Below are 22,176 nucleotides of genomic sequence, written 5' to 3' on the forward strand. Positions count from 1 at the left end.
GCAGGACCGAATCAGCCACCCCCACACCTACCGCCTACGGGAGGCCGTGGACCTTCGGACCCACCGCGTTGGACCAGGCGCTACCCGCCTTGGCGTCCCAGTTGGTCGACCAGGTCATCGCACCGCGCAGTCCCGGGTACGTCTTCGACGGCTTGAAGGAGCCGCAGTTCGTGCCCTTGGTCAGGCAGTCCAGGGCGTTGTTGACGATGGCCGGCGAGACGTAGCCGCTGCCCGCGCCGCTGGTCGAGGCCGGGACGCCGATGCCCACCTGCGAGGCGTCGAGGCCGCCCTCCAGCTGGATGCAGGCCAGTGCCGTCAGGAAGTCCACCGAACCCTGGGAGTAGACCTTGCCGTCACAGCCGTTCATCGAGCCGCTGTTGTAGTACTGCATGTTGACCACGGTCAGGATGTCCTTGACCGCGAGGGCCGTCTTGAAGTAGCCGCCCTGCGTGGACTGCATGTCGATGGTCTGCGGGGCCATGGTCAGGACGAACGAGGAGCCCGCCTTCGCCGACAGGGAGCGCAGCGCCTGCGTCATGTACGTCGGGTTGAGGCCGTTCTCCAGGTCGATGTCGATGCCGCTGAAGCCGTACTCCTGCATCAGCGCGTACGCCGAGTTCGCCAGGTTGTTCGCGGAGGCGGAGTCGTTGACCGAGATGGTGCCCTTCTCGCCGCCGATGGAGAGGATGACGGACTTGCCGGCCGCCTTCTTCGCCGCGACGTCGGCCTTGAACTGGGCGACGGTGTAGCCGCCGAGGCCCGCCGAGTCCAGGTTGAAGGTGATGGCGCCGGGCGTGGTCGTGGCGTCGGCGAAGGAGACGGCGATGATGTCGTACTGGGACGAGACGTCGGAGATCTTCTGGACGGTCGCGCCGTTGTTGAAGTTCTGCCAGTAGCCGGTCAGGGCGTGCTTGGGGACCGCCGGGTTCGGGTTCGGGCCGCCGCCGCCCGTCGTGGTGCCGGTGACCGCCGCCGACCTGGGCCCCTCGCCCGCCGCGTTGTACGCGCTCACCTGGAAGGAGTACGAGGTGGCGGCGGCGAGCCCGGTGATCTGGGCGGAGGCGGCGGTGACGGTCCGGACGCGGACCCCGTCCTGATGGACGTAGTAGCCGGTGGCCCCGCTGACCGCGTTCCACGCAAGGGTGAGCCCGTTCGCGCTCTGGCCGGAAACGGCGGCCCCGGAGGGCGCGCCCGGCACGCTCGGGCCGGGGTCGGTGCCGCCGCCCCCGTCCGGGCCGAAGACGCTGAACTCGTCCACCGTGTAGGCGGGCTGGCCGTACCAGCCGTGGGTCCAGACGGTGACCTGGGTGGTGCTCGGGCCGGTGGTGAAGGTGGTCGACAGCTTCTGCCAGCCGCCGCCGGAGCCGGGGGTCCAGGTGGAGACGTCCTGGGTGCCCGTGCCGGTCGCGCCCAGGTACACGTACGAGCCCTGCACCTGGGTGCTCAGCGTGTACGTGGAATTCGGCTTGACCGTGACGGTCTGGCTGCACTGCGCGTTGTCCGAGCCCGCCGGGGTGGCGCGCAGGGCGCCCGCTCCGGCGAAGACCGGGGAGGAGACGGCGGCGCCGCTGCCGCCCGTACAGGACCAGTTGGCGAGTCCGGACTCGAAGCCGCCGTTGCGGGCGACGTTGACGTCGGCGGCCTGGGCGGTGCCCGCCGCGAGGGCGGTCAGCCCCCCGGCGGTGAGGGTGGCGGCGCCCAGCAGGGCGAGGGAGCGTATGCGGTTCACGTGGGCTCCGTGGGGGGAGGAAGGGGGAAGTGACGGCAGGGGGAGTGGGGATCCCCGTAACGAACTGCCGGTGCGGCCAAGTTGGTCCAGACCAATCTCCGTGTCAAGAGACTTTGCAAAGTGGCTTGAAATGTTCGGGCTTCCGATCCTTGTTGTCCGGGTTTCCCGCCACCTGTGACACGTGCTTCCGGCACGGGAATCACCAAGGCCCTGCCCCGCCAGGGGCGACGCGGATATGGTGCTGGGGCAAGGGGGAAGGGCGTCGATCGTTTGCGGTCGCGCAGCATGTGCGCGTACGTGACGGCCACGCGAACCGGCGTCGCGTACCGGGTGAACGGGGGGATTCGCGTGCCGACCGCCATCGCTGTCACCAGTGCCGACCTGGTGCTGCCGGCCCCCGACCGGCACACCCCGGGCGCCGCCGTGCTGCGTCCGCCCGGCGAGGCCGACCTGGAGGGCGCGCTCGCCGAGACCACCGCCCTGCTGGAGCGCCACGGCCACCTCGTGGCCGTCGTACCGCCCTGGCTCCCGGCGGCCACCGTCCGCCGGCTGCACACCGTACGGGCCATCCTGGAAACCGACCGGATCGCGCTCCTCGACGTCGATCTCCCGCCCCTGGGCACCGCCGTGCTGGTGCGTCAGCTGCGCCAGCTCACCGTCTGCGACTTCAGCCCCGGAGTCATAGCCTCCGCCGCCCGGCTGCTGTCCCACTACATCTACGCGGGCGCACTGCTGGGCACGGTCGCGAAGCTGGACCGGGTACCCGTCGGGCTCAAGGCCCACGCCCGGTCCTGGTCACCGGGCGCCCAGTTCGCCGTCCTCGCCCACCCCGCCCCGCACCTGGCGAAGCTCGCCGCCTCCGGACAGGCGGCCGCGGCGCAGGGCGTCCTGCCGCCCGGCCCCGGCTTCGCCACGCACCTCACCTTCGCCCGCGGGGCCCTGTCCTCCGACTGGGTGACCGCCGAACTGGCCCCTGCCTGGCAGGTGCAGGGCGTCATGGAGAACCCGCTGCCCGCCGACTCGGCCCGCTGGTGGGCGACCCCGAAGCTCGTCGAGTTCGCCGCCGCCATCCCCGACGTCTCCGTGCTCTACCAGCTGGTCGCCTCGGTGCGCCGCGAGGAGTGCCGCTGGTGCGGGTTCGAGCTCATCGGCGACCGCTGCGGATTCTGCGCCGCGCCGCTGGCCGCGCCCCCGCCCGAGGATCCCGGCCGCACCCCCGCACGCGGCCACGCCCGCCCCCGCACCAGATCCTGACCGGCCCGAACGAACGAAGAACGGCGAGGTAGTACGGCTCATGAACTCACGCCAGCGCCGCGGCGTCATCCTGCTCCTGCTGTCGGTCCTGTGCGCCCTCGCGGCCTTCGCCGGGGTCCTGGTGGTGATCGGCGACGTCAACTCCAAGGTCGGGGCCGAGGTCGTCGCGTACCGCGTCAAGGGCGACATCGCCCCGTACAGCCCGCTCACGGCGGGGCAGTTCGAGGAGGTCAAGGTCCCCAAGCGGTGGCTCTCCGACACCGCCGTCACCGACCTCGGCGCGCTCCAGGGCAAGATCGCGCTCACCACCCTGAAACACGGCTCGCTGCTCCAGAGCGACATGTACGTCGACCAGCCCAGGCTCCAGCCCGGGGAGCAGGAGATCGCCATCATGATCGACGCGGCGACGGGCGTCGCCGGCAAGATCACCTCCGGCGCCAAGGTCAACATCCTCGCCACCTTCAAGGGCGCCAAGGACACCGACCCCGCCCGCTCGGTCATCATCGTCGCCAACGCCCGCGTCCTGGGCGTCGGCAAGCTCACCCCCCTCGACAAGGACAGCGACAAGAAGGGCCCCGCCGAGGCGGTCCCGATCACCTTCGCCCTGAACACCAAGGACACCCAGCGCGTCGCGTACGCCGAGTCCTTCGCCGAGCACGTCCGCCTGGCCCTGGTGGCCCCCGGCACCGACTCGACTCCCGGCCCGAGCGACCGCACGTACACCCTCGACGGGGACAAGTGAGGCCCGGATGACCACCCGAATCCTCCCCGCGGCCGGTGACCCGGACGCCGCCCGCGCCATCGTGGCGCTGCTCAGCCAGCTCCCGGACGCCGAGCCCGCCGCTCCCGTCCCCGACTCCACCTCCCTCCTCGACACCCTGGGCCGGCTGGCCGCGGACTCCCTCGACGAGCTGCCCGAGGTGGTCCTCGTCCACGAGCGGATCGGCCCCGTTCCCGCCCTGGAGGTGATCCGCGAAGTCGCCCTGCGCTTCCCGGCGGTGGGCGTGGTGCTGATCTCCTCCGACGCCGGGCCCGGGCTCTTCTCCGCCGCCATGGACTCCGGCGCGCGCGGCCTGATCGGCCTTCCCCTCGCCTACGAGGAGCTCGCCGCCCGCGTCCAGGCCGCCGCCCAGTGGTCCGTGGGCGTACGCCGCCACCTGGGGCGCGGCCCCGAGGTGCCGGCCGGTCCGGGCGGCCGGGTGGTCACCGTCACCGGGGCCAAGGGGGGTGTGGGCACCACCTTCACCGCCGTCCAGTTCGCGCTGGCGGCGGCCGCCGCGGGGCGGCGTACCGCCCTGGTGGACCTCGACCTGCAGGCCGGGGACGTGGGCTCGTACCTCGACGTGCAGTTCCGGCGCTCCATCGCCGACCTCGCCGGCATCCAGGACATCTCCCCGCGCGTCCTCCAGGACGCCGTCTACGAGGACCGCACCGGGCTGGCCCTGCTGCTGGCCCCGGCGGAGGGGGAGCGGGGCGAGGAGGTCGACGAGCGCGCCGCCCGGCAGGTGATCGGCGCCCTGCGCTCCCGCTACGAACTCGTCGTCATCGACTGCGGGACCCAGGTGACCGGCGCCAACGCCACCGCCGTGGAACTGGCCGACGTCGCCGTCATGGTCACCACCCCCGACGTGGTCGCCGTGCGGGCGGCGAAGCGGATGGTCCGGATGTGGGAGCGGCTCCAGGTCCGCAAGGCCGAGGACACCGTGATGGTGGTGAACCGCTGGAGCAAGCACACCGAGATCCAGCCCTCCCTGATCGAGAAGATCACCAAGACCCGGCCCACCCGCACCCCGGTCCCGGCCGCCTTCAAGGAACTCCAGGCGGTGGTGGACGCGGGCCGGGTGCAGGACCTCGACAACCGCTCGACGGTGAAGCAGGCCCTGTGGACCCTGGCCGCCGAACTGGGCCTGCTCGCCGCCCCCGACGCCCCGGCGGGATCCCCGGCCCCCGCCGGCTCCGGCTCCGGCTCGGCCCTCGCGCTGCGCGCGGCCGGCCCGGTGGCCCGCCTGCGGCGCGGCCGGGAGGGCTGAGCGGTGGCCGCGCGGGGATCCGTACGCGGGGACCGGGGCCAGGTGGCCGTCGAGTTCGTCGGCATGGTCCCGCTCATCCTGCTGCTCGTGGCGGCGGTGTGGGAGTGCGTACTGATCGGCTACGCCTTCTCGCTGGCGGGCAACGCGGCGGACGAGGCGGCCCGCGCGGGGGCGGTCAAGGGCGGCGGGGCGTGCGCGGCGGCCGCCGGGGAGCACGTCGGCGGCGCGTGGGCCCTTCAGGTGGACTGCGGCCCGGCCGGTGATGTGTACAAGGCGACGGTCAAGCTCAAGATCCCGGTCTTCTACCCGGGGCTCGACTTCGGCGAGCTCACGGGCACGGCCGGCGCGGCGATGGAGAAGGAGGCGGAGTGACGTGAGACGGCGACGCATCCGCTCCGACCGGGGCCAAGTGGCCCTGGAGTACATCGGCTTCATCCCGATCCTGCTGTTCGTCGCGCTCTGCGGGATCCAGCTGGGCTGGGTGGCGTACGTCCACGAACAGGCGGACACGGCCGCGCGGACGGCGGCGCGGGTGGAGGCCCGCAAGGGCTCGGGCGGGGCGGCGGCGGGCCGGGCGGCCGTCCGGGGCGGTCTCACCGCGACGGTGGACGTGACCAAGGACGCCGACGCCGTCACCGCGCACGTGTCCATCCCGATCAACTCGATCATCCCCGGGCTGGACCCGGAACCGGCCACGGCCACGGCCGTCATGCCCAACGACGACCCGAACGGAGCCCGTCCATGAGCCTGCGTTCCCGGGTCAACACCCCCGACGACCGCCACGGCCCCCGCGAGGACGGCCGACTGGTCTCCTCGTACCGGGCCAAACTGCTCGAAGAGATCGACCTCGCCGAGATGTCCGCGCTCGCGCCCGCCGAGCGCCGCGCCCGCCTGGAACGCGTACTCGGGCACATCATCAGCCGCGAGGGCCCCGTCCTGTCCACCACCGAGCGGGCCCAGCTGATCCGCCGCGTCGTCGACGAGGCCCTCGGGCTCGGCGTGCTCGAACCGCTCCTCGAAGACGCCTCGATCTCCGAGATCATGGTCAACGGCCCGGACCAGATCTTCGTCGAGCGCTCCGGCCGGGTCGAGCAGCTCCCGCTCCGCTTCGCGTCGCACGAGCAGCTGATGCAGACCATCGAGCGCATCGTGTCCACCGTCAACCGCCGCGTGGACGAGGCCAATCCGATGGTCGACGCGCGCCTGCCCAGCGGTGAGCGCGTCAACGTCATCATCCCGCCGCTCTCCCTCACCGGCGCGACCCTCACCATCCGCCGCTTCCCGCGCGCCTTCACCCTGCACGAGATGATCGCCCTCGGCTCGCTGGACGAGCAGATGCTCCTGCTGCTGTCCGGGCTGGTCCAGGCGAAGATGAACGTGATCGTGTCCGGGGCCACCGGCACCGGCAAGACCACCCTCCTCAACGCCCTGTCCGGGCTGATCCCGGAGGGCGAGCGGATCATCACCATCGAGGACTCCGCCGAACTCCAGCTCCAGCAGGCGCACGTGATCCGCCTCGAATCCCGCCCCGCCAACGTGGAGGGCAAGGGCCAGATCACCATCCGCGACCTCGTACGCAACTCCCTGCGCATGCGCCCCGACCGCATCATCGTCGGCGAGGTCCGCGGCGGCGAGACCCTCGACATGCTCCAGGCGATGTCCACCGGCCACGACGGGTCCCTCGCCACCGTCCACGCCAACAGCTCGGCCGAAGCCCTGACCCGCCTGCAGACCCTCGCCTCCATGTCGGAGGTGGAGATCCCCTTCGAGGCGCTCCAGGACCAGATCAACAGCGCCGTCAACGTCATCGTGCAGCTCACCCGCTTCGGCGACGGCTCGCGCCGCATCACGGAGATCTCCATCCTCGAATCCCACGGCCGCGAGCCCTTCCGCATCACCACCGTCTGCCGCTACGTCGCCCAGCCGATGGGCCCCGACGGGCGCGTGCACGGCTACTTCGCGTACGGCCCGCTGCCGCGCCGGGTCGCGGAACGGCTGTACCTGACCAGCCAGCCGATCCCCCAGGCCTTCGGCGTCGCCCCGCCCGACGACCTCCTCGACCCGCTCACCTCCCGGACCGTCCTGTGACCAACCTCGTCCTCCTCACCCTCGGCGCGACCCTGCTCGCCGGGCTGTTCACGGCCCTCGGGGTGCACGCCTACTCGGCCGGGCTCGCCCAGCGCGCAGGCCTCGTGGAACGCCTCTCGGCGACGGGCGAAACCCCGCCGGCCGGACGCAGGCGCCGGTTCCGGGGCGTGGACCGCCGTCTGCGCGGGACCGGGCTGGGCCGCCGCATCGAACTGAAGCTGGCGACCACGGGGCTGGACCTCACCCCGGGCGAGTTCTTCGTCTACATGCTGCTGGCCGTCGCCGGGACATGGCTGGTCTGCGCCTCCCTGCTGGCCCCCTTCTTCGGGCCGGTGGCCGGGCTGATCGGCCTCTGGGCCGCCAACGCCTTCCTGAACTGGCAGCGCGCCCGCCGCACCGAACGCTTCATCAACCAGCTCCCCGAGCTCGCCCGGATCCTGGCCAACGCCACCCAGGCCGGACTGGCCCTGCGCACCGCCATCGGGATGGCGGCCGAGGAACTGGAGGCCCCGGCGGGCGAGGAACTGGCCCGGGTCGCGGACCGGCTCGCCGTCGGGCACTCCATCGAGGAGTCCCTCGGGGAGATCGTCGACCGGCTCCCGTCCCGCGAACTGGTCGTCCTGGTGTCCACCCTGGTCCTGTCGGCGCGCGCGGGCGGGGCCATCGTGGGGAGCCTGCGGAACCTGACCGTGACCCTGGAGCAGCGCAAGGAGACGCGCAGGGAGATCCGTACGCAGCTCTCGCAGGTGACGGTGACCGCGTACCTGGTGCCCGTCATCGGGCTCGGCTCGCTGCTGCTGGTGAACGCGATGATGCCCGGCGCGCTGGACCGGATGACGGGCGCGTTCGTCGGGCAGGTGGCGGTGATCGTCTCGCTCGGCCTGTTCGCGCTGGGCTTCGTACTGATCCGCCGGCTCTCGAAGATCGACGTGTGAGGGGGACGACGAAATGAGTGCCTACCTGCCCTTCCTCCTCGCCCTGGCCGCCGCCGCGTCCGTCTTCGGCGTCCTGTACGGCATCCGCCTCTACCGCGCCGACGTCAAACTCCCCACCGACCTCGCCCTGGCCCTGGAGGTCGGCGCCACCCGCACCACCGCCGTCGGCTCGGTCGTCGACCGGCTCGGCATCCGCTGGGCGCCGCTGGTGCTGCGACTGATGGGCCCCCGGCAGGTGGCCCGCAAGCGCCGCCAGATCGACATGGCGGGCAACCCGGCCGGTCTGACCATCGACCGGTACGCCGCCCGGCGCGCGGTGTACGGATTCCTGGGCGGGCTCGGCGCCCTGGCGATGCTGATGAACGGGCGGCTCGTCTTCGCCCTGCTCATGGTCGCCTTCGGGCTGTTCTGGATCGAGGCCGGGCTGTGGTCGGCCATCCGCGTGCGCCGCGACCACATCGAGCGGATCCTCCCGGACTTCCTCGACGTGCTGGCGGTGGTGGTGAGCGCCGGGCTCGGCTTCCGGCAGGCGCTGGAGCGGGTGGCCGACAAGTACGAGGGCCCCTGGTCCGACGAGATCCGCATCACCCTGCAGCAGATGGACATGGGCGTCAGCCGCCGTCAGGCCTTCGACGACCTGCGCAAGCGCAACGACTCCGAGCAGGTCGCCCAGTTCGTCACCGCCCTCCAGCAGGGCGAGGAGCTGGGCTCCCCGATCGTGGAGACCCTCATCGCCATCGCCGAGGACATGCGGCGCACCGACGCCCAGAACGCCCGGCGGCGCGCGGCGCGGGCCGTCCCGAAGGCGACCTTCGCGGTGACCATGTTCATGCTGCCTGGGACGCTGATCCTGCTCGTCTGCGGGTTCGTCTACGGGGCGAACGTGGACTTCGGCGCGCTGCTGGGGGGCGGGTAGCCGTGGCCGCGCCGTCTTTCGAGTCAAGGCTCCAGGCGAACGCCCTCCAGGCGCTGTGCCGGCGGGTGTTCGCCTTCCGGCTGGCCGTGATCGCCCTGGGCGCGCCCTTCGCGCTCGGCCGCACCGCGCCCGGGGGGCCCGTGTACCTGGTGTCCGGCGCCCTGCTGGCCACCTTCCTCCTCTCCTACCTCCTGTTCCGCGACTGGGAGCGCTTCGGGCCGCTGCTGCTGCGCCACCGCCGGCTGCTGGCGGCGGACATGGCCCTGAACGGGCTGCTCCTCGCCGTGGCCACCCCGACGTCGCCGGTCGACTTGGTCTCCCTGTGCACCCCGCTGCTGGCCGGGCTGGTCTACGGGTGGCGGGGCTCGGCGGTGTACGCGGCCGCGCAGGCGGTGGCGGTGGCCGGGCTGGGCGGCGGGTTCGTCCTGTGCCTGCTCTGCGTGGTGGCCGGCGCGGCCGGGTCCGCGCTGCGGGAGTGGCTGCCGCGGTACGGGGCGGCCGTACGGAGCCTCGTGGCGGCGGAGGCCGTCCGGGCCGAACGGGAGCGGCTGGCCCGGGAGATGCACGACTCGGTGGCGAAGACCCTGCACGGCCTGGCGCTGGCCGCCGACGCCCTCGCCCGGATGCCGGACCCGGCGGCGATGCGCCGCCAGGCCGAACTGGTGGCGGAGGCGGCCCGGCGCGCGTCCGCGGAGTCCCGGGCCCTCCTGACGGAGCTGCGCGCACCGGCGGCGGCGCTGCTTCCCGCTCTCCACGCCCTCGGCACGGAGGTGCACACCACGGGCGAACTCCCGGCCCTCCCCTCCACGGTCCGCCACCACCTCCTCTCCATCACCGCGGAGGCGGTGGAGAACGCCCGGCGCCACGCGGGGGCCTCGCGCGTGGAGGTGTCGGTGTGCGCCGGGGCCGCCGCCCTCACCGTCACGGTGGACGACGACGGCGTCGGGCTCCCTCCCGCACCCCCGGCCGGGCGTTTCGGCGTACTCGGCATGCGCGAACGCGCGGCTTCGATCGGGGCGGACCTCCACCTCGGGCCCCGCCCCGAGGGCCTCTGCGGCACCCGCGTCCGCCTGACCCTCCCGGTCGGGGGCCGCCCGTGACCGCGCTGCGCGTCCTGATCGCCGACGACAACCCGGTCGTCCGGGCGGGCCTGAGCGCCCTCCTGTCCACCACCGCCGACCTCGCGGTCGTCGCGGAGGCCCGGGACGGCCACGAGGCCCTCCACCTGACCCGGCTCCACACCCCGGACGTGATCCTGCTGGACGTCCGCATGCCCGGGGTCGACGGCATCTCGGCCCTCCCGCACCTGGTGCGCCTGGCCCCCGTCCTGATGCTGACGTACAGCCAGGAGGCCGACATCGTCCGCGAGGCCCTGCTCCTGGGCGCGGGCGGCTACCTCGTCCACGGCGAATTCACGCCGGACGACCTCCTGCGCGCCGTCCGCGACACCCACGCGGGCCGCGCCCACTTCACCCCGACGGCGGCGAACGCCCTCCTCGCGGAGCTCCGGTCCTCTTCGCAACAGCAACGTTCTATGGCACAGTCTACGGAGCGGGTTCACAACTCCGTTGCCTTCGGGCTGAGTTCGCGGGAGGTGGAGATCATGGATCTGATCGCGTCCGGCATGAACAACCAGCAGATCGCCGGCGCCTGCTTCATCAGCGAGAAGACGGTCAAGAACCACATCAACCGCATCTTCGCGAAACTGCACAGCACCACCCGCAGCGAAGCCATAGCCCGCTGGCTGGGAACCGCCCGTCCAGGGGTGACCGGCCATGGGTAGACGCCCTGCGCAATGGGTCCGTATTTGGGCCCCGGGACCCTTGGTAACGACCGGTGACACGGCGTACCGTCCGCAAACCAACAGCGGCACCGGCCCGGGAGGGAACCCCCATGTTGCAGAACACCCTGGCAAGGATGCGGAAGCGGTACGAGGGCAAGAGCACGAAGGACCGAGGCCAGACGGCGTTCGAGTACCTGGGGATCATCCTGGTGGTCGTGGTGATCATCGGCGCGATCATCGGAACGGGCATCGGTCAGGCCATCACCACCAAGATCACGGGAGCGGTCGCCAGCATCACTGCCGGCAGGTGATGAGGCGGACTCTGCGGGACGACCGTGGACAGGCGTTTCCGCTGTACGCGGTCTTCATTGTGCTGCTGCTGTTCGCGGCGCTCGCATATTTCACGGTCGGCAAGGCGGCGATCGTGCGGAGCGATGCGCAAGGGGCGGCGGATGCCGCCGCCCTGGCGGCGGCGCGTGAGGCGCGAGACACCTTGCTGCCCGGACTCGATCTCGCCGCGCTCCCGCCGGACGTCTGGGAGCGGATCCTGAAGGGCGATGCCTTCGATGGCTCGGGAGCCTGTGGTGCGGCGAGCAGCTTCGCCGGGAGGAACGGTGCGACGGCTACGTGCAGTCAGGCGGGACTCCGCTTCACCGCCCGCGTGACGACGAACGCGACGGTGGGGAATTCCGTCGTTCCCGGAGTGAGCGGGCGCCACGGCATGGCTGGCGCGACCGCGGAGATCGTCCCCCGCTGTCACCTCAAGTCGCCAGGTGGGACGGGTGGCGGGGCGCCGACGGCCGAGCCGCCTGGTCCGGTCGGCTTCACGTGCGACAGGGGGGCGGATGTCGTCTTCGATCCCGCTCGGCCACTGCCGTGGGGTTTCCTGGGTAGGGCGCTGTTCGACATACGTCTGATCGACTGACGACTGAGAGACAAGGAAGCCCAGTACATGAGTGTTCGGCGGACAGCCCATGCGAAGGCAGCTGTGGGAATGGTGGCTGTCTTGGCTCTCGCCCTGACCGGATGTGGCGGCAGCGACACGTCCGGCAAGCCTGCCGATCCCGGTGCGTCGAAGTCGCAGGGAGGTGGCGAGGCCTCCTCGTCGCCCTCGTCTAAGGCCGATGTCCCGCCCCCGAGTCAGATCCTCGCCACGGTGAACGGTGAGTCCGGAATGGTGTTGACCATCAACAAGGCCGCCCGTGATGCTGGCGGATTCGTCACCATCGAGGGCCAGTTGAAGAACACCGGTGGCACTCCCTACGTGAATACCGCGCCATGGCGGGGCAATGAACTCAATGCCAGCGGCGTATCCGTCGCCGGTGTGACCTTGGTCGACAAAGCCGGGAAGAAGCGCTACTACGTGCTCCGCGACACGGAGGGCCGGTGCCTGTGCACCACTGGCCTGGCCATCATCGAGGCTGGCCAAGTCGTTCCGTTCTTCGCTCAGTTCCCCGCGCCACCGACCGGCACCACCGAGGTGGAATTCGGCCTCCCCACCTTCGCCACGGCAACCGTCAAACTCTCCGGGTGACGCCATGACCACACGCCACCGCGTAGCCGCGGCTACCGCCGTCTCCGCCCTCGTCATCGCGGGCGCCCACGCGATCGGTGCGACCTCCGCGTACGCGGACGACAAGCCCACCACCCCACCCGGCACGGAGCCGTCCGCCGCCGCCCCCGTACGGATCGACTCCGCCTCGCCCGGGCTGAAGATCCCCCAGGGCGGGACCCTCGCGCCCGTCAAGGTGCTCGACATCGCCGAGGTCGTCGAGGACCTCGGCGGGGAGCAGCGGCGGCAGGAGACCAACCAGACCGTCATGATGGCGCTGCAGTCCGAGGTGCTCTTCCCCGAGAACAGCGCCGTCTTCAACGCCCAGGCGGCCGCCCGCATACAGGCCATCGCCAACGAGATCAACACGCAGAAGGCGACCCGCGTCCGGGTCTTCGGCTTCACCGACGACCAGGGCACCTACGAGCACGGCCAGGAGCTCAGCAAGCAGCGCGCCGACGCCGTGCAGGCGGAGCTCGCCAAGACCGTCACCAGTCCCGGCGTCACCTACGACGTCCGCGGCTACAGCGAGGACTACCCCATCGCCGACAACGGCACCGAAGAGGGCCGCAAGAAGAACCGCCGCGTCGAGATCACCTTCCCCCGCAGCACCGCCGGAGGCTAGCGCGCCGCCGCCGCCAGGAGGGCCTCCGCCGCCGCGCGGGCCCGGTGGGCGGGTTCCGGGCCGGGGGAGAGGGCGGCCACGGCCGTCGCTCCCTCGACCAGGATCAGCAACTGGTCCGTGAGGACGGGGGAGCCGGGCGTCAGCCCGGCCAGCAGGGAGCGCAGCTCCGCCTTGTGGCGGCGTACGACGTCCAGCACCCCGGCCGGGCCCTCGCCCAGCTCCCCGTACGCGTTCAGGAAGGCGCAGCCCCGGAAGTCCGGCTCCGAGAACCACCCCGCGAGCCAGTCGAAGACGGCCGCCACCGGGTCGTCGGGGCCCGCCGCCACGGCCTCCCGCAAGCCGGCCGTCCAGCGCTGGTCGCGCCGCTCCAGGTAGGCCGTGACCAGGGCATCCTTCGCCGGGAAGAGCCGGTACAGCCGCTTCAGCGGGACGCCCGAAGCCGCGCGGATGCGGTCCATGCCGACGGCCTGGATGCCGTGCGCGTAGAACAGCTCCTCCGCCGCGTCGAGGAGTCGGGTCCGGGCCTCTTCGTCGTCCATGGGCGCAGCGTAGCCGATTTTCCCTTGCGTAGAGAACGTACGTTCTCCTAGGCTGCGAGACGCAGAGAACGACCGTTCTCGCCTCCGTGCGCAGAAAGGCACGCCATGTCCGCGACCCGCCCGCCCCTGCCCCCCTTCACCGAGGAGTCCGCCCGCGCCAAGGTGCGGGCCGCCGAGGACGCCTGGAACAGCCGGGACCCCGAACGCGTCGCGCTCGCGTACACGGAGGACTCGGTCTGGCGCAATCGCGACCTCTTCCTCACCGGCCGCACCGAGATCCGCGCCTTCCTCGCCGACAAGTGGGAGCGCGAGCTCGACTACCGGCTCCGCAAGGAACTCTGGGCGTACACCGGCAACCGCATCTCGGTCCGCTTCGCGTACGAGTGGCACGACACCGCCGGCCAGTGGTGGCGCAGCCACGGCAACGAGCAGTGGGAGTTCGCCCCCGACGGCCTGATGCGCCGCCGCGAGGCCAGCATCAACGACGTCCCGATCGCCGAGGAGGACCGCCGCCTCACGGCGCGGTAGCCCGGACGTGTGGACCTCGCCCGCCGGGCGGTTGGGGCGCCGCGGGCGAGGTAGGGGAGGCCCGTGACCACCGCCCCGATCCCGCCCTCCGCGTGGGACTCCCGCGTCCCCGCGCGTCCCGGCTCCACCCCGACGGGCCGCTACGCCCCCGAGCACACCTTCCCGCCGCGCCCCGAGACCGTACGGGTGACCATGCCCGTCCCCCCGGCCCGCGAGACGGAGCCCGACGGGTACCTCCCGCGCGGCGTACCCGTCACCCCGTACCCGCGGCGCGCCCTCGAAGGCCGCCCCGCGCCCCGGTGGCGGCGCCCCGACGGGCAGCGCGACGACCTGGGCGAGCCCACCGCCGTCTTCCTGCCCGACACCCGCTACGCCTTCACCGACACCGCGTTCCCCTGGCGCACCTGCGGTCGCGTGGCCACGCCGGGCGGCTCGGCCTCGGGCGTCATGATCGGGCCCCGCCACATGATGACCGCGAGCCACATCGTCCCCTGGCTCGGGGACGGCGGCTCCGACTGGATCACCTTCACGCCGCTCCAGTACGACACGAGCGAGCCCTTCGGCAGCGCCTACGCGACCCGTGTCTACTACTGGCGGCAGGGGAGCGACGCCGACGGCATCGACTCCCAGGAGGCCGCCTTCGACTACGTCGTCTGCGTCCTCAACACCCGTCTCGGCGAATCCGTCGGCTGGATGGGCTCGCGCACCTACTCCGACGACTGGAACGGGCAGGCCGTCTGGGGCCACGTCGGATACCCCTTCGACATCGGCTCCGCGTCCCGGCCCGTGTACCACGGCGACGGGATCATGGACAGCACCGTCCCCGAGAGCCTCGGCGGGCACGACGCCGTCCGGGTGGTGCACCGCAACGACGCGGTGGACGGCCAGTCCGGCGGCCCGTACTTCGGCTGGTGGGAAGGCGAGGAGTGGCCGCGCGTGGTGGCCACCCAGAGCGCGGAGAACTGGGGCGGTACGGGCGGCCCCAACGCGGCGGGCGGCGGCGCTGCCCTCCCGACCCTGATCAACCACGCCCGCGCGGTCGAGCCGTAGCCCGTCCGGGCGGGTTCAGTCGGCGAGCAGGTGGTCTGCCTTGCCGGCCTTGATGTCCCGGATCAGCTGGCGGAGCGACTCGGCGGAGTCGGTGAGGTACGCCGCCTCCGCGCCCGCGACGGCGATGTAGCTGTTCCCGTCCCGGTCCACCCCGATCCTGTAGCAGCTCGCGCCTTCGCCGCAGAACGCTTCTTCCCAGGTGATGTCGGTCATTGGGGGTCCTCTCAGAGTTGGCGGGCCAGACTGTGGATGAAGTCCCGGGATGCCTCCGGGGAGAGGCTGAGCCGCTCCATCCAATCCAGCTGGGCCCGGTACTTGGCCAGTTGGGCTTCCGTATGCAGGAAGTCGGGGCCGTGTGTGCTGTCCACCTGCGCCGTATCGAGCCGGGGGACGGGGCCTTCCAGGTAGTTGACGGTCTGCCCAGCGCCCGGGAACCCTCCCGCCTCGAAGGTGAGGACGCGCAGGACGATGTTGCTCCGTTCGGACGACCGGTTCAGGTGTTCCAGCTGTGCCCGCGCGACTTTGGGGCCGCCGAACTGCATCCGGAGCGCGGCCTCGTGGACGACGGTGACGTACTCGGGGGCGGAGTCGCCGTCCAGTACCTGCTGGCGCTCCAGGCGGTGGGCGAGCCGCAGGGCGATCTCGTGCTCGGGGAGGGCGGGCAGGACGAGCCGGAAGAGGGCCAACGCGTGGTCGCTGGTCTGGAGGAGCCCGGGGACGTGCACCGAGTGGGCACACCGCATGCGTGTGGCGTGCGCCTCCAGCTCGGCGATGTCCAGCACCGGTGCCGACAGTGAACCCCGGTAACGCTCCCACCAACCGCGCTTGCGCGGCCGCGTCATGGCGACGAGTGCGTCGACGTACTCGCCGTCGGCGCAGTCGCAGTGGCAGGCCAGGGAACGCAGTCGTTCCTCGCTGATGGTGCGGATGCCCTGCTCGATGGCGGAGACCTTCGGCCGGTCGATTCCGAGCAGACCGGCCGCGGACTCGGCCGTCACGTCGGCGGCCAGCCTCATGCGGCGCAGCTCGGCGCCCAGTCGCTTCTGCCGTTCGGTCGGTGCGGTGCGTGGCGGCATGGGTGTCAGTCTGCCGTGCCACCGCCTCACGAATCCACGAGTGGGTTAATTGCCGTGACTCAGTGGCCAATAGGCCACTATCGACGCTACGTTAGGTGACGCACCGCTCACGCAAGGGAGTTGAAGTGCATCGCCGCAGCATGCTTCGGCCTCGGCGACGAGCCACGCTCCCCGCACCGCCCCGCGTCAGCACCTCGTGCGCGTCGAACTCGCCACTGTCACCGTCGACTTCAGGGAGTCCGAGATGTCTGTCCCCTTTCCGTCCTGTCCGCCGCCCCGGGTCCTTTCCGGCAGTGGTGAGCCGCCCTCGCCCGATGAGCTCGCGTGCAGCCTCACCGTGCCCGGGGCCCCGTACAGTGCCCAGATCGCGCGGGGCGCCGTACGGTCCGTGCTGCACGCCTACCGGCTCGACTCCCTCGCAACCGCCGCCGTGCAGGTCACCGGCGAACTCATCGCTGCCACCTGGCAGTTGGAGCCCGGGCGGAGCCTCTACCTCGCCGTCCGCTACCGCGACGACGCGCTGCGGCTCAGCGTCTACGACGGCCACGCCCCCCACGCGCACCCCCGCCTGGCGGCCCACTGCGAGGCCCGGCGGCGGGCGGGGCTACGGGTGATGGCGGCCGTCGTGCGGGACTGCGGCGGGGCCTGGGGGTTCGGGGAGTCGCGGGAGCCCGGGGGCGGAACGCGGACCTGGGCGAGCCTGCCCCACGCCGGGGCTGTCGGATACCTCCTGGGTTGAAGATGCGCCGCGCAGCGTCTACTTGCCGCCATTTCTGCCACGGCTCGTCAGCTGGCGGGAGCGTCCCTCGGAGTGGCGAACATAAGATCAAATTTTCGACGGGGGTGCTATGTCGGAGGATGTCAGCCAGGAGTGGGCGCGTTCGCACGCAGACGGCGCGGACCACGAGGCGAGGACGAGGTTGAACAGTGGGCCGGGGGCGGGGCTGCCACCGTTGGCTCCGGGCGGGCCCGGAGGCTTCGCTTCGACGCCGGCGGAGAAGAAAGCGGCTGCGGGCGCCATAGAAACCGAATTGGAGCCCGACACGAAAAAGGCCGTCGACCATGCGGATGGCGCCACCAGCACCGCACGGAAGGGCTTCGACGGCTGGGATACAGCCGCAGGCCTGACGAAGGTGGCGGATACCTGGGACCAGCAGGTGAAGACCCTGATGGGCCGCCTCGCGGGAGAGAAGACCGCGCTGCGCGGGGCCTCGGGTCTCTTCGTGGGCAATGACACGGGCCTGCGTGACCGCTTCCTTTCGCAGTCGAAGTTGAATCACCTCTGAGGGGGTCGCAGTGCTGACCTACAGCAAAGTCATGACGACGGATCTGGGTCTGCTGACGTCGGCGGCCGCCACATGGGAAGGGATGGCGGGCGAACTGAAGAAGGTCGAGTCCCGCTACGGCGAAACCGTCCAGAAGATCACCATGGGCGACAACTGGTCCGGTGTCAGTGCTGGTGTTGCCCGAACCAAGTTCACGGCGACGCGCTATGAGTACTCGGCGGCGCAGAACCAGGCCAAGGCGATCGCGAGCCTTCTGCGCGGCGCCCACGAGCAGTTCAGTGGCCTCAAGGCGAAGCTCGAAAGCGCCCGCGACGATGCGATAGCCGCCGGCATGACCGTCTCCGAGCAGGGCCGCGTCGCCTTCGACCACGCCAAGCTCACCCCTGCCGAGCGCAGCGCCTACGACCACGATCCTGACGGCCGGTCCGCCATCCGCACCGCGGTCGATATGTGGCAGAAGCACATCGACGACCGTGTCAAGGCTGTGACCGAAGCAGACGTGCACGTCAAGGACGCTCTCGAAGCCGCGGTTGTCGACAGCAACAGGGATGCCCTGGGCAAGGGTGCCGACGAGACCCTCACCGGCTTCAACAACTACGCAGAGGGCGACCTGGCCAAGGCCAGGAAGCATGAACCGGCCGATATCAAGGCGCATCCCGACCCTGTTACGGTGACCGGCCCCGACGTCGGCTGGACGGCCAGCGGCATCAAGTACGGGAAGGAGGGCTCGGTCAAGGCGTACGTCGACCTCTTCCACGCATCCGGGAGCGGAGAGGAAACCGCCGGAGGGCTGAAGCTTTCCGGGGTGGAGGACGTCTACGGGGGTGTCAGAGCCACTGGGAACCTGGGTTTCACCGACAAGGGCTTGGTTGCCAAGGGTGAGACGTCCGCGGGGCTGCGGTTCCTGCAAGAAGCCCGGATCGAATACGGTCCGCACGCCGCCTATGGGCGAATGGAGGCATTCGCCGGAGGTGAGGCCGGGGTGGCCGGCAAGGTGACCCAGGAAGAGGTCACCGTCGGCGCGAAGGCGTTCGCCGGAGGGAAGGTCACCGCCGCGGGGGGTGTGGAGTCCGGCGGTCTCGGTGTCGGTCTGACGGGTGAAGGATGGGCCGGGAAGGGGGCGGAGGCCTCGTTGGGCTGGCGGAAAGACGAGAAGACCGGCGTGTGGGAGCTCGGCGGCAAGGCCGGCCTTTCCCCGCTCTTCGGAGGTGCGGTGGGACTGGAGATCACCGTAGATCCGGGCAAATTCAAGAAAACGGCTGGAGCAGTGGCCCAGGAAATCGGCAACTGGTTCGACTGATGTGCGTTTCTGTGGAAGGAGGGGCCGAGATGCCCACCACGCTGCCGGTGCCCATCGAATTCACGCTGCCGGAGGGCTGGCTCCCGGCTGCCTCCCCCGCAGGTGTCGCCTACGCCGCGGTACATCCTCGGCCGGATGCCGGGTTCGCTGCCAACATCACCGTTGACGGGGGACGCCCCAAGGGTGAGGTGACGCCCGCCGAGCTTGCCGAGGCGTCGGTGGAACGCCTGCGCGGGTTCGCCGAATCGGTGACGGTGACCCATCGTCGCGAACTCGGCTCCGACGACGCGCCTGCCCTGGCCCAGCGGATCACCTTCTCGACCCTTGTGGGTGACGCACGCCGCGACTTCGTCCAGTCCCAGGTCTATCTGTTCCTGCTGGACGACGAGGACGCGCACAGGCGCGCCTTGATCCGGCTGGCCCTGACTGCCACCGCAGCGCAATACGACAGCGTCCTGGGCGACTTCCAGGACTTCGTGCGGACGGTGCGTCCGGACGACGGGGCGGGGGTCTGACGATGGGGCGCTTCAGGGACAGACTGGCCGGTACCAAGTACCCCAGTCACGGTGTGAGACCCCTGCCCACGATGGAGGTGCGGGAAGCGCTGCTCGCGCTCAACGGGCCCGACGCGCTGTTCCAGGTGCGCCATGGCTTCCCGAAGGAGAAGGCCGACCTGGTGGCGGACCGGCGCGTTCCGCAGATGGACCTGACCGTCAAGATCCGTATGCGGCTGGTTCCGGCGACCCGCGAGGTGCGGGCGCTCGAAGAGCAGTGGGGGAACATATCGCACGAGTACTCCGGCCGCCAGTACGGCCGCGGGGGCGGGACCATGGTCGCCAGGACGTGGAAGCTCGAGAAGGGCCCCGACGGCCGTCGACGCTTCGTCGAGACGTTCCGGTTCAACTCGCGGGACATGAAGGACCCCCTGCGGGACACGGTCCTCGCCGCGGGGTGGACCTGGCGCGGAGTGCTGCTCAAGTGGTGAGCGGTCCCCAGGCCATGGACCGTTGAACATCCCCTGACGGGAAGGGTGTTCGGACCCTCCGCGGCCGACCGGCCGGGGAGGATCCGGGCATGGTGGTGGACGTCGGGCGGAACCCCGTCCGCGAAGCCCGTCGGGCCCGCTACGCCTGGTGGGCCCGGGTGATGAGGTCCGTCGCGACCTCCAGGGCGGCCTGGCGGGTTTCCTCCGGGTCGCCCTCCACGTGCTGGAGGAACATCATCCCCGCGTGCAGCGTGAACAGGGCGCTCACGCAGCGCACCTGGTCCGCCAGCGGCCCCTCCTCCGTACGCAGCAGTTCCACCAGTGTGAAGAGCCGCTTCTTGACGGTCTCGCCGATGCTGAGCTCCCGCATCGTCGCCTGGTTCTCCTGCATGAAGCGGTACAGCTGGGCCCCCGCCGCCATCGCCTCGCTGTAGCGGCGCAGCACCTCGCGCTTCGTCTCCAGCGTCCGGGGCTGCCCCTGCGCCCACTCGATCAGCTCGTCGATCGGCCGCGTCGAGTCCTCGAAGACGCTGATGATGATGTCTTCCTTGGTCTTGAAGTGGTAGTAGAGCGCCGCCTTCGTGACGTCCAGCCGCTCCGCGATCTCGCGCAGCGAAGTCTTCTCGTACCCCTGCTCGGCGAAGAGCTCCAGTGCGACCTCCTGGATGCGCTGGCGCGTGTTCCCGCGCTTGGCCTGCGGACCGCTGCCGCTGGAGCTGCTGGACATGACTCTCCCCACAAAGACTTACTTGACGCCCGGCTAGTGACGGGGCTACCTTCCCCAGTGTAGTGAACTAGCCGGGCGGCAAGTAAGTGCCGGGCGATACGAAGTGAAGTTCCGGTGCCAGGGGAGTGGACATGAGCGAGACAGTCAAGCAGGCCGAGGTGCCCGGGGAGGTGAAGCCCCGCAGCGTCCGCGTCGTCCTCATGGCGCTCATGATCGCCATGCTGCTGGCCATGCTCGACAACATGATCATCGGTACCGCGATGCCCACCATCGTCGGTGAGCTCGGTGGTCTCGAACACCTCTCCTGGGTGGTCACCGCCTACACCCTGGCGACCGCCGCCTCCACCCCGATCTGGGGCAAGATCGGCGACATGTACGGGCGCAAGGGCTCGTTCCTCACCTCGATCGTCATCTTCCTCGTCGGCTCCGTGCTCAGCGGCATGGCCCAGGACATGGGCCAGCTCATCGGCTTCCGCGCGATCCAGGGTCTGGGCGCCGGCGGTCTGATGGTCGGCGTCATGGCGATCATCGGCGACCTGATCCCGCCCCGTGAGCGCGGCAAGTACCAGGGCATGATGGCCGGCGTGATGGCCCTCGCCATGATCGGCGGCCCGCTGGTCGGCGGCACCATCACCGACCACCTCGGCTGGCGCTGGGCCTTCTACATCAACCTCCCGCTCGGCGCCGTCGCCCTCGCGATGGTCACCGCCGTGCTGCACCTTCCCAAGAAGAAGGCGCAAGGGAAGATCGACTACCTGGGCGCGGCCCTGCTGACCGTGGCCATCACCTCGACCGTCCTCGTGACGACCTGGGGCGGCACCGAGTACGCCTGGGGCTCCGGGGAGATCATCGGCCTGATCGCCGTCGGCGTGCTCTCGCTCGCCGCCTTCCTCTTCGTCGAGACCAAGGCCGCCGAGCCGGTCATGCCGCTGCACATCTTCCGCAGCCGCAACTTCACCCTCATGTCCGTCATCGGCTTCCTCGTCGGCTTCGCGATGTTCGGCGGCGTGCTCTACCTCCCGCTCTTCCAGCAGGCGGTCCAGGGCGCCTCCGCCACCAACTCGGGCCTGCTGCTCCTGCCGATGCTGCTCTCGATGATGGTCGTCTCGCTCATCGCGGGCCGGATCACCACCAGCAGCGGCAAGTACAAGATGTTCCCGATCATCGGCGGCGCGCTGATGGTCGTCGGACTCTTCCTGCTCGCCTCCATGGACACCGACACCACCCGCCTGATGTCCGGCCTCTACATGGCCGTCCTCGGCGCAGGCCTCGGCTTCCTGATGCAGATCACCATGCTGGTCGCGCAGAACAGCGTCGAGATGAAGGACATGGGCGTCGCCTCCTCCTCGGCCACTCTCTTCCGCACCCTCGGCGGTTCCTTCGGCGTGGCCCTGATGGGTTCGCTGTTCACCTCCCAGGTGACGGACACCATGTCGGAGAAGCTCGGCCCGGATGCCGCGAAGGCCGCCGGCTCCGCCCAGCTGGACGCGGCGAGCCTGGCCAAGCTGCCCGAGGCCGTCCGCGACGCCTACCAGCACGCGGTGGCCGCCGGTACGCACTCGGCGTTCCTGCTGGGCGCGGCGATCGCCGTACTGGGCTTCGCGCTCGCCTGGTTCGTCAAGGAGGTCCCGCTGCGGGGCGCCGGTCCGGCCCAGGCCGACGGCGAGGGCGCCAAGGCCGCGCCGGCTCCGCAGGACTCGTTCGCGCACTGACGTCACTGACGTTCCACGCACCGAGCGCACACGAAAAGGTCCGGCCCGGGGAGACATCCCC

At 70.9% G+C, this 22,176-nt stretch carries 27 protein-coding genes; 22 read left to right on the top strand and 5 right to left on the bottom strand.

Annotated features, from left to right (window positions below; genetic code table 11):
• Positions 1-34: 34 nt before the first annotated feature.
• Entirely contained in the window at positions 35-1,729 is a 1,695-nt protein-coding gene (locus tag ACFV0Q_RS10965) for a chitinase (RefSeq protein ID WP_385003729.1), read from the bottom strand.
• 348 nt (positions 1,730-2,077) lie between these two features.
• Here ACFV0Q_RS10965 and ACFV0Q_RS10970 point away from each other — a divergent pair, with 348 nt between their 5' ends.
• The 14 genes from ACFV0Q_RS10970 to ACFV0Q_RS11035 all read left to right on the top strand — a co-directional run bounded on the left by ACFV0Q_RS10970 (position 2,078) and on the right by ACFV0Q_RS11035 (position 12,912).
• Positions 2,078-2,983 (top strand): hypothetical protein, encoded by a 906-nt coding sequence (locus ACFV0Q_RS10970; RefSeq protein ID WP_385003731.1) that lies wholly within the window; start codon positions 2,078-2,080, stop codon positions 2,981-2,983.
• A gap of 40 nt (positions 2,984-3,023) precedes the next feature.
• Positions 3,024-3,725: a Flp pilus assembly protein CpaB gene (gene cpaB, locus ACFV0Q_RS10975; RefSeq protein WP_385003733.1), complete on the top strand. Its 702-nt coding sequence runs from the start codon at positions 3,024-3,026 to the stop codon at positions 3,723-3,725.
• Between the two features lie 7 nt (positions 3,726-3,732).
• A complete protein-coding gene (locus tag ACFV0Q_RS10980; RefSeq protein WP_385003735.1) occupies positions 3,733-5,013 on the top strand; it encodes a CpaE family protein in 1,281 nt (426 codons plus the stop codon).
• A gap of 3 nt (positions 5,014-5,016) precedes the next feature.
• Positions 5,017-5,385, top strand: coding sequence for a TadE/TadG family type IV pilus assembly protein (locus tag ACFV0Q_RS10985; protein ID WP_385003737.1), 369 nt, complete (start codon positions 5,017-5,019; stop codon positions 5,383-5,385).
• 1 nt (position 5,386) lies between these two features.
• Positions 5,387-5,758, top strand: coding sequence for a TadE/TadG family type IV pilus assembly protein (locus tag ACFV0Q_RS10990; RefSeq protein WP_385003739.1), 372 nt, complete (start codon positions 5,387-5,389; stop codon positions 5,756-5,758).
• The gene (locus ACFV0Q_RS10995; RefSeq protein ID WP_385003741.1) at positions 5,755-7,101 is read left to right on the top strand and encodes a CpaF family protein; all 1,347 of its coding nucleotides are present in this window, start codon (positions 5,755-5,757) and stop codon (positions 7,099-7,101) included. The genes ACFV0Q_RS10990 and ACFV0Q_RS10995 overlap by 4 nt, the downstream gene beginning before the upstream one ends.
• On the top strand, positions 7,098-8,036 hold the full coding sequence (locus ACFV0Q_RS11000) for a type II secretion system F family protein (protein WP_385003743.1): 939 nt from the start codon (positions 7,098-7,100) through the stop codon (positions 8,034-8,036). Before ACFV0Q_RS10995 ends, ACFV0Q_RS11000 begins: the two co-directional genes overlap by 4 nt.
• Before the next feature lie 25 nt (positions 8,037-8,061).
• The gene (locus tag ACFV0Q_RS11005) at positions 8,062-8,952 is read left to right on the top strand and encodes a DUF5936 domain-containing protein (protein ID WP_385003777.1); all 891 of its coding nucleotides are present in this window, start codon (positions 8,062-8,064) and stop codon (positions 8,950-8,952) included.
• A gap of 2 nt (positions 8,953-8,954) precedes the next feature.
• Complete coding sequence (locus tag ACFV0Q_RS11010; protein ID WP_385003745.1) at positions 8,955-10,052, top strand: sensor histidine kinase; 1,098 nt, start codon at positions 8,955-8,957, stop codon at positions 10,050-10,052.
• A complete protein-coding gene (locus tag ACFV0Q_RS11015) occupies positions 10,049-10,735 on the top strand; it encodes a response regulator (RefSeq protein ID WP_385003747.1) in 687 nt (228 codons plus the stop codon). Before ACFV0Q_RS11010 ends, ACFV0Q_RS11015 begins: the two co-directional genes overlap by 4 nt.
• Before the next feature lie 110 nt (positions 10,736-10,845).
• Complete coding sequence (locus ACFV0Q_RS11020) at positions 10,846-11,046, top strand: hypothetical protein (protein ID WP_385003749.1); 201 nt, start codon at positions 10,846-10,848, stop codon at positions 11,044-11,046.
• On the top strand, positions 11,046-11,660 hold the full coding sequence (locus ACFV0Q_RS11025) for a pilus assembly protein TadG-related protein (RefSeq protein WP_385003751.1): 615 nt from the start codon (positions 11,046-11,048) through the stop codon (positions 11,658-11,660). The genes ACFV0Q_RS11020 and ACFV0Q_RS11025 overlap by 1 nt, the downstream gene beginning before the upstream one ends.
• Positions 11,661-11,732: 72 nt before the next feature.
• Entirely contained in the window at positions 11,733-12,269 is a 537-nt protein-coding gene (locus ACFV0Q_RS11030) for a hypothetical protein (RefSeq protein WP_385003779.1), read from the top strand.
• 4 nt (positions 12,270-12,273) lie between these two features.
• On the top strand, positions 12,274-12,912 hold the full coding sequence (locus ACFV0Q_RS11035) for an OmpA family protein (protein ID WP_385003753.1): 639 nt from the start codon (positions 12,274-12,276) through the stop codon (positions 12,910-12,912).
• Here ACFV0Q_RS11035 and ACFV0Q_RS11040 read toward each other — a convergent pair.
• Positions 12,909-13,451 (bottom strand): TetR/AcrR family transcriptional regulator, encoded by a 543-nt coding sequence (locus ACFV0Q_RS11040; RefSeq protein ID WP_385003755.1) that lies wholly within the window; start codon positions 13,449-13,451, stop codon positions 12,909-12,911. The two genes, ACFV0Q_RS11035 and ACFV0Q_RS11040, sit on opposite strands and share 4 nt — an antisense overlap.
• A gap of 105 nt (positions 13,452-13,556) precedes the next feature.
• Between ACFV0Q_RS11040 and ACFV0Q_RS11045 the strand changes: the two genes are divergently transcribed.
• Together ACFV0Q_RS11045 and ACFV0Q_RS11050 are read left to right on the top strand one after the other, a co-directional pair.
• The gene (locus ACFV0Q_RS11045; RefSeq protein ID WP_385003757.1) at positions 13,557-13,979 is read left to right on the top strand and encodes a DUF1348 family protein; all 423 of its coding nucleotides are present in this window, start codon (positions 13,557-13,559) and stop codon (positions 13,977-13,979) included.
• 63 nt (positions 13,980-14,042) lie between these two features.
• Positions 14,043-15,029 (top strand): hypothetical protein, encoded by a 987-nt coding sequence (locus ACFV0Q_RS11050; RefSeq protein ID WP_385003759.1) that lies wholly within the window; start codon positions 14,043-14,045, stop codon positions 15,027-15,029.
• Between the two features lie 15 nt (positions 15,030-15,044).
• On the opposite strand, the gene ACFV0Q_RS11055 is transcribed toward ACFV0Q_RS11050, so the two are convergent.
• Together ACFV0Q_RS11055 and ACFV0Q_RS11060 are read right to left on the bottom strand one after the other, a co-directional pair.
• Positions 15,045-15,242, bottom strand: coding sequence for a hypothetical protein (locus ACFV0Q_RS11055; protein ID WP_385003761.1), 198 nt, complete (start codon positions 15,240-15,242; stop codon positions 15,045-15,047).
• 11 nt (positions 15,243-15,253) lie between these two features.
• On the bottom strand, positions 15,254-16,105 hold the full coding sequence (locus ACFV0Q_RS11060) for a helix-turn-helix domain-containing protein (RefSeq protein WP_385003763.1): 852 nt from the start codon (positions 16,103-16,105) through the stop codon (positions 15,254-15,256).
• A gap of 244 nt (positions 16,106-16,349) precedes the next feature.
• On the opposite strand from ACFV0Q_RS11060, the gene ACFV0Q_RS11065 reads away from it, so the two are divergent.
• From ACFV0Q_RS11065 to ACFV0Q_RS11085, 5 genes are all read left to right on the top strand, one after another.
• Positions 16,350-16,844 (top strand): ATP-binding protein, encoded by a 495-nt coding sequence (locus ACFV0Q_RS11065; RefSeq protein ID WP_385003765.1) that lies wholly within the window; start codon positions 16,350-16,352, stop codon positions 16,842-16,844.
• A gap of 109 nt (positions 16,845-16,953) precedes the next feature.
• Entirely contained in the window at positions 16,954-17,391 is a 438-nt protein-coding gene (locus ACFV0Q_RS11070) for a hypothetical protein (protein WP_385003767.1), read from the top strand.
• Between the two features lie 10 nt (positions 17,392-17,401).
• Positions 17,402-18,691, top strand: a complete 1,290-nt coding sequence (locus ACFV0Q_RS11075; protein ID WP_385003769.1) for a hypothetical protein — start codon at positions 17,402-17,404, stop codon at positions 18,689-18,691.
• 29 nt (positions 18,692-18,720) lie between these two features.
• A complete protein-coding gene (locus tag ACFV0Q_RS11080; protein ID WP_385003771.1) occupies positions 18,721-19,206 on the top strand; it encodes a hypothetical protein in 486 nt (161 codons plus the stop codon).
• A 53-nt stretch (positions 19,207-19,259) separates the two neighbouring features.
• Positions 19,260-19,676, top strand: a complete 417-nt coding sequence (locus ACFV0Q_RS11085) for a hypothetical protein (protein WP_385003773.1) — start codon at positions 19,260-19,262, stop codon at positions 19,674-19,676.
• 139 nt (positions 19,677-19,815) lie between these two features.
• On the opposite strand, the gene ACFV0Q_RS11090 is transcribed toward ACFV0Q_RS11085, so the two are convergent.
• On the bottom strand, positions 19,816-20,403 hold the full coding sequence (locus tag ACFV0Q_RS11090; protein ID WP_266574187.1) for a TetR/AcrR family transcriptional regulator: 588 nt from the start codon (positions 20,401-20,403) through the stop codon (positions 19,816-19,818).
• Positions 20,404-20,534: 131 nt separating this feature from the next.
• Here ACFV0Q_RS11090 and ACFV0Q_RS11095 point away from each other — a divergent pair, with 131 nt between their 5' ends.
• Positions 20,535-22,115: an MDR family MFS transporter gene (locus tag ACFV0Q_RS11095; RefSeq protein WP_385003775.1), complete on the top strand. Its 1,581-nt coding sequence runs from the start codon at positions 20,535-20,537 to the stop codon at positions 22,113-22,115.
• Positions 22,116-22,176: the final 61 nt, after the last annotated feature.

Source organism: Streptomyces sp. NPDC059564 (genome assembly GCF_042735575.1).
Classification (GTDB): Bacteria; Actinomycetota; Actinomycetes; order Streptomycetales; family Streptomycetaceae; genus Streptomyces.

What these genes read in the sequence shown, in the direction of transcription:
- cpaB (WP_385003733.1), top strand. Translation starts at nt 3,024, where the DNA reads ATGAACTCACGCCAGCGCCGCGGCGTCATCCTGCTCCTGCTGTCGGTC.
- ACFV0Q_RS10980 (WP_385003735.1), top strand. Translation starts at nt 3,733, where the DNA reads ATGACCACCCGAATCCTCCCCGCGGCCGGTGACCCGGACGCCGCCCGC.
- ACFV0Q_RS10995 (WP_385003741.1), top strand. Translation starts at nt 5,755, where the DNA reads ATGAGCCTGCGTTCCCGGGTCAACACCCCCGACGACCGCCACGGCCCC.
- ACFV0Q_RS11020 (WP_385003749.1), top strand. Translation starts at nt 10,846, where the DNA reads ATGTTGCAGAACACCCTGGCAAGGATGCGGAAGCGGTACGAGGGCAAG.
- ACFV0Q_RS11025 (WP_385003751.1), top strand. Translation starts at nt 11,046, where the DNA reads ATGAGGCGGACTCTGCGGGACGACCGTGGACAGGCGTTTCCGCTGTAC.
- ACFV0Q_RS11035 (WP_385003753.1), top strand. Translation starts at nt 12,274, where the DNA reads ATGACCACACGCCACCGCGTAGCCGCGGCTACCGCCGTCTCCGCCCTC.
- ACFV0Q_RS11040 (WP_385003755.1), bottom strand. Translation starts at nt 13,451, where the DNA reads ATGGACGACGAAGAGGCCCGGACCCGACTCCTCGACGCGGCGGAGGAG.
- ACFV0Q_RS11045 (WP_385003757.1), top strand. Translation starts at nt 13,557, where the DNA reads ATGTCCGCGACCCGCCCGCCCCTGCCCCCCTTCACCGAGGAGTCCGCC.
- ACFV0Q_RS11055 (WP_385003761.1), bottom strand. Translation starts at nt 15,242, where the DNA reads ATGACCGACATCACCTGGGAAGAAGCGTTCTGCGGCGAAGGCGCGAGC.
- ACFV0Q_RS11060 (WP_385003763.1), bottom strand. Translation starts at nt 16,105, where the DNA reads ATGCCGCCACGCACCGCACCGACCGAACGGCAGAAGCGACTGGGCGCC.
- ACFV0Q_RS11065 (WP_385003765.1), top strand. Translation starts at nt 16,350, where the DNA reads ATGTCTGTCCCCTTTCCGTCCTGTCCGCCGCCCCGGGTCCTTTCCGGC.
- ACFV0Q_RS11070 (WP_385003767.1), top strand. Translation starts at nt 16,954, where the DNA reads ATGTCGGAGGATGTCAGCCAGGAGTGGGCGCGTTCGCACGCAGACGGC.
- ACFV0Q_RS11080 (WP_385003771.1), top strand. Translation starts at nt 18,721, where the DNA reads ATGCCCACCACGCTGCCGGTGCCCATCGAATTCACGCTGCCGGAGGGC.
- ACFV0Q_RS11090 (WP_266574187.1), bottom strand. Translation starts at nt 20,403, where the DNA reads ATGTCCAGCAGCTCCAGCGGCAGCGGTCCGCAGGCCAAGCGCGGGAAC.
- ACFV0Q_RS11095 (WP_385003775.1), top strand. Translation starts at nt 20,535, where the DNA reads ATGAGCGAGACAGTCAAGCAGGCCGAGGTGCCCGGGGAGGTGAAGCCC.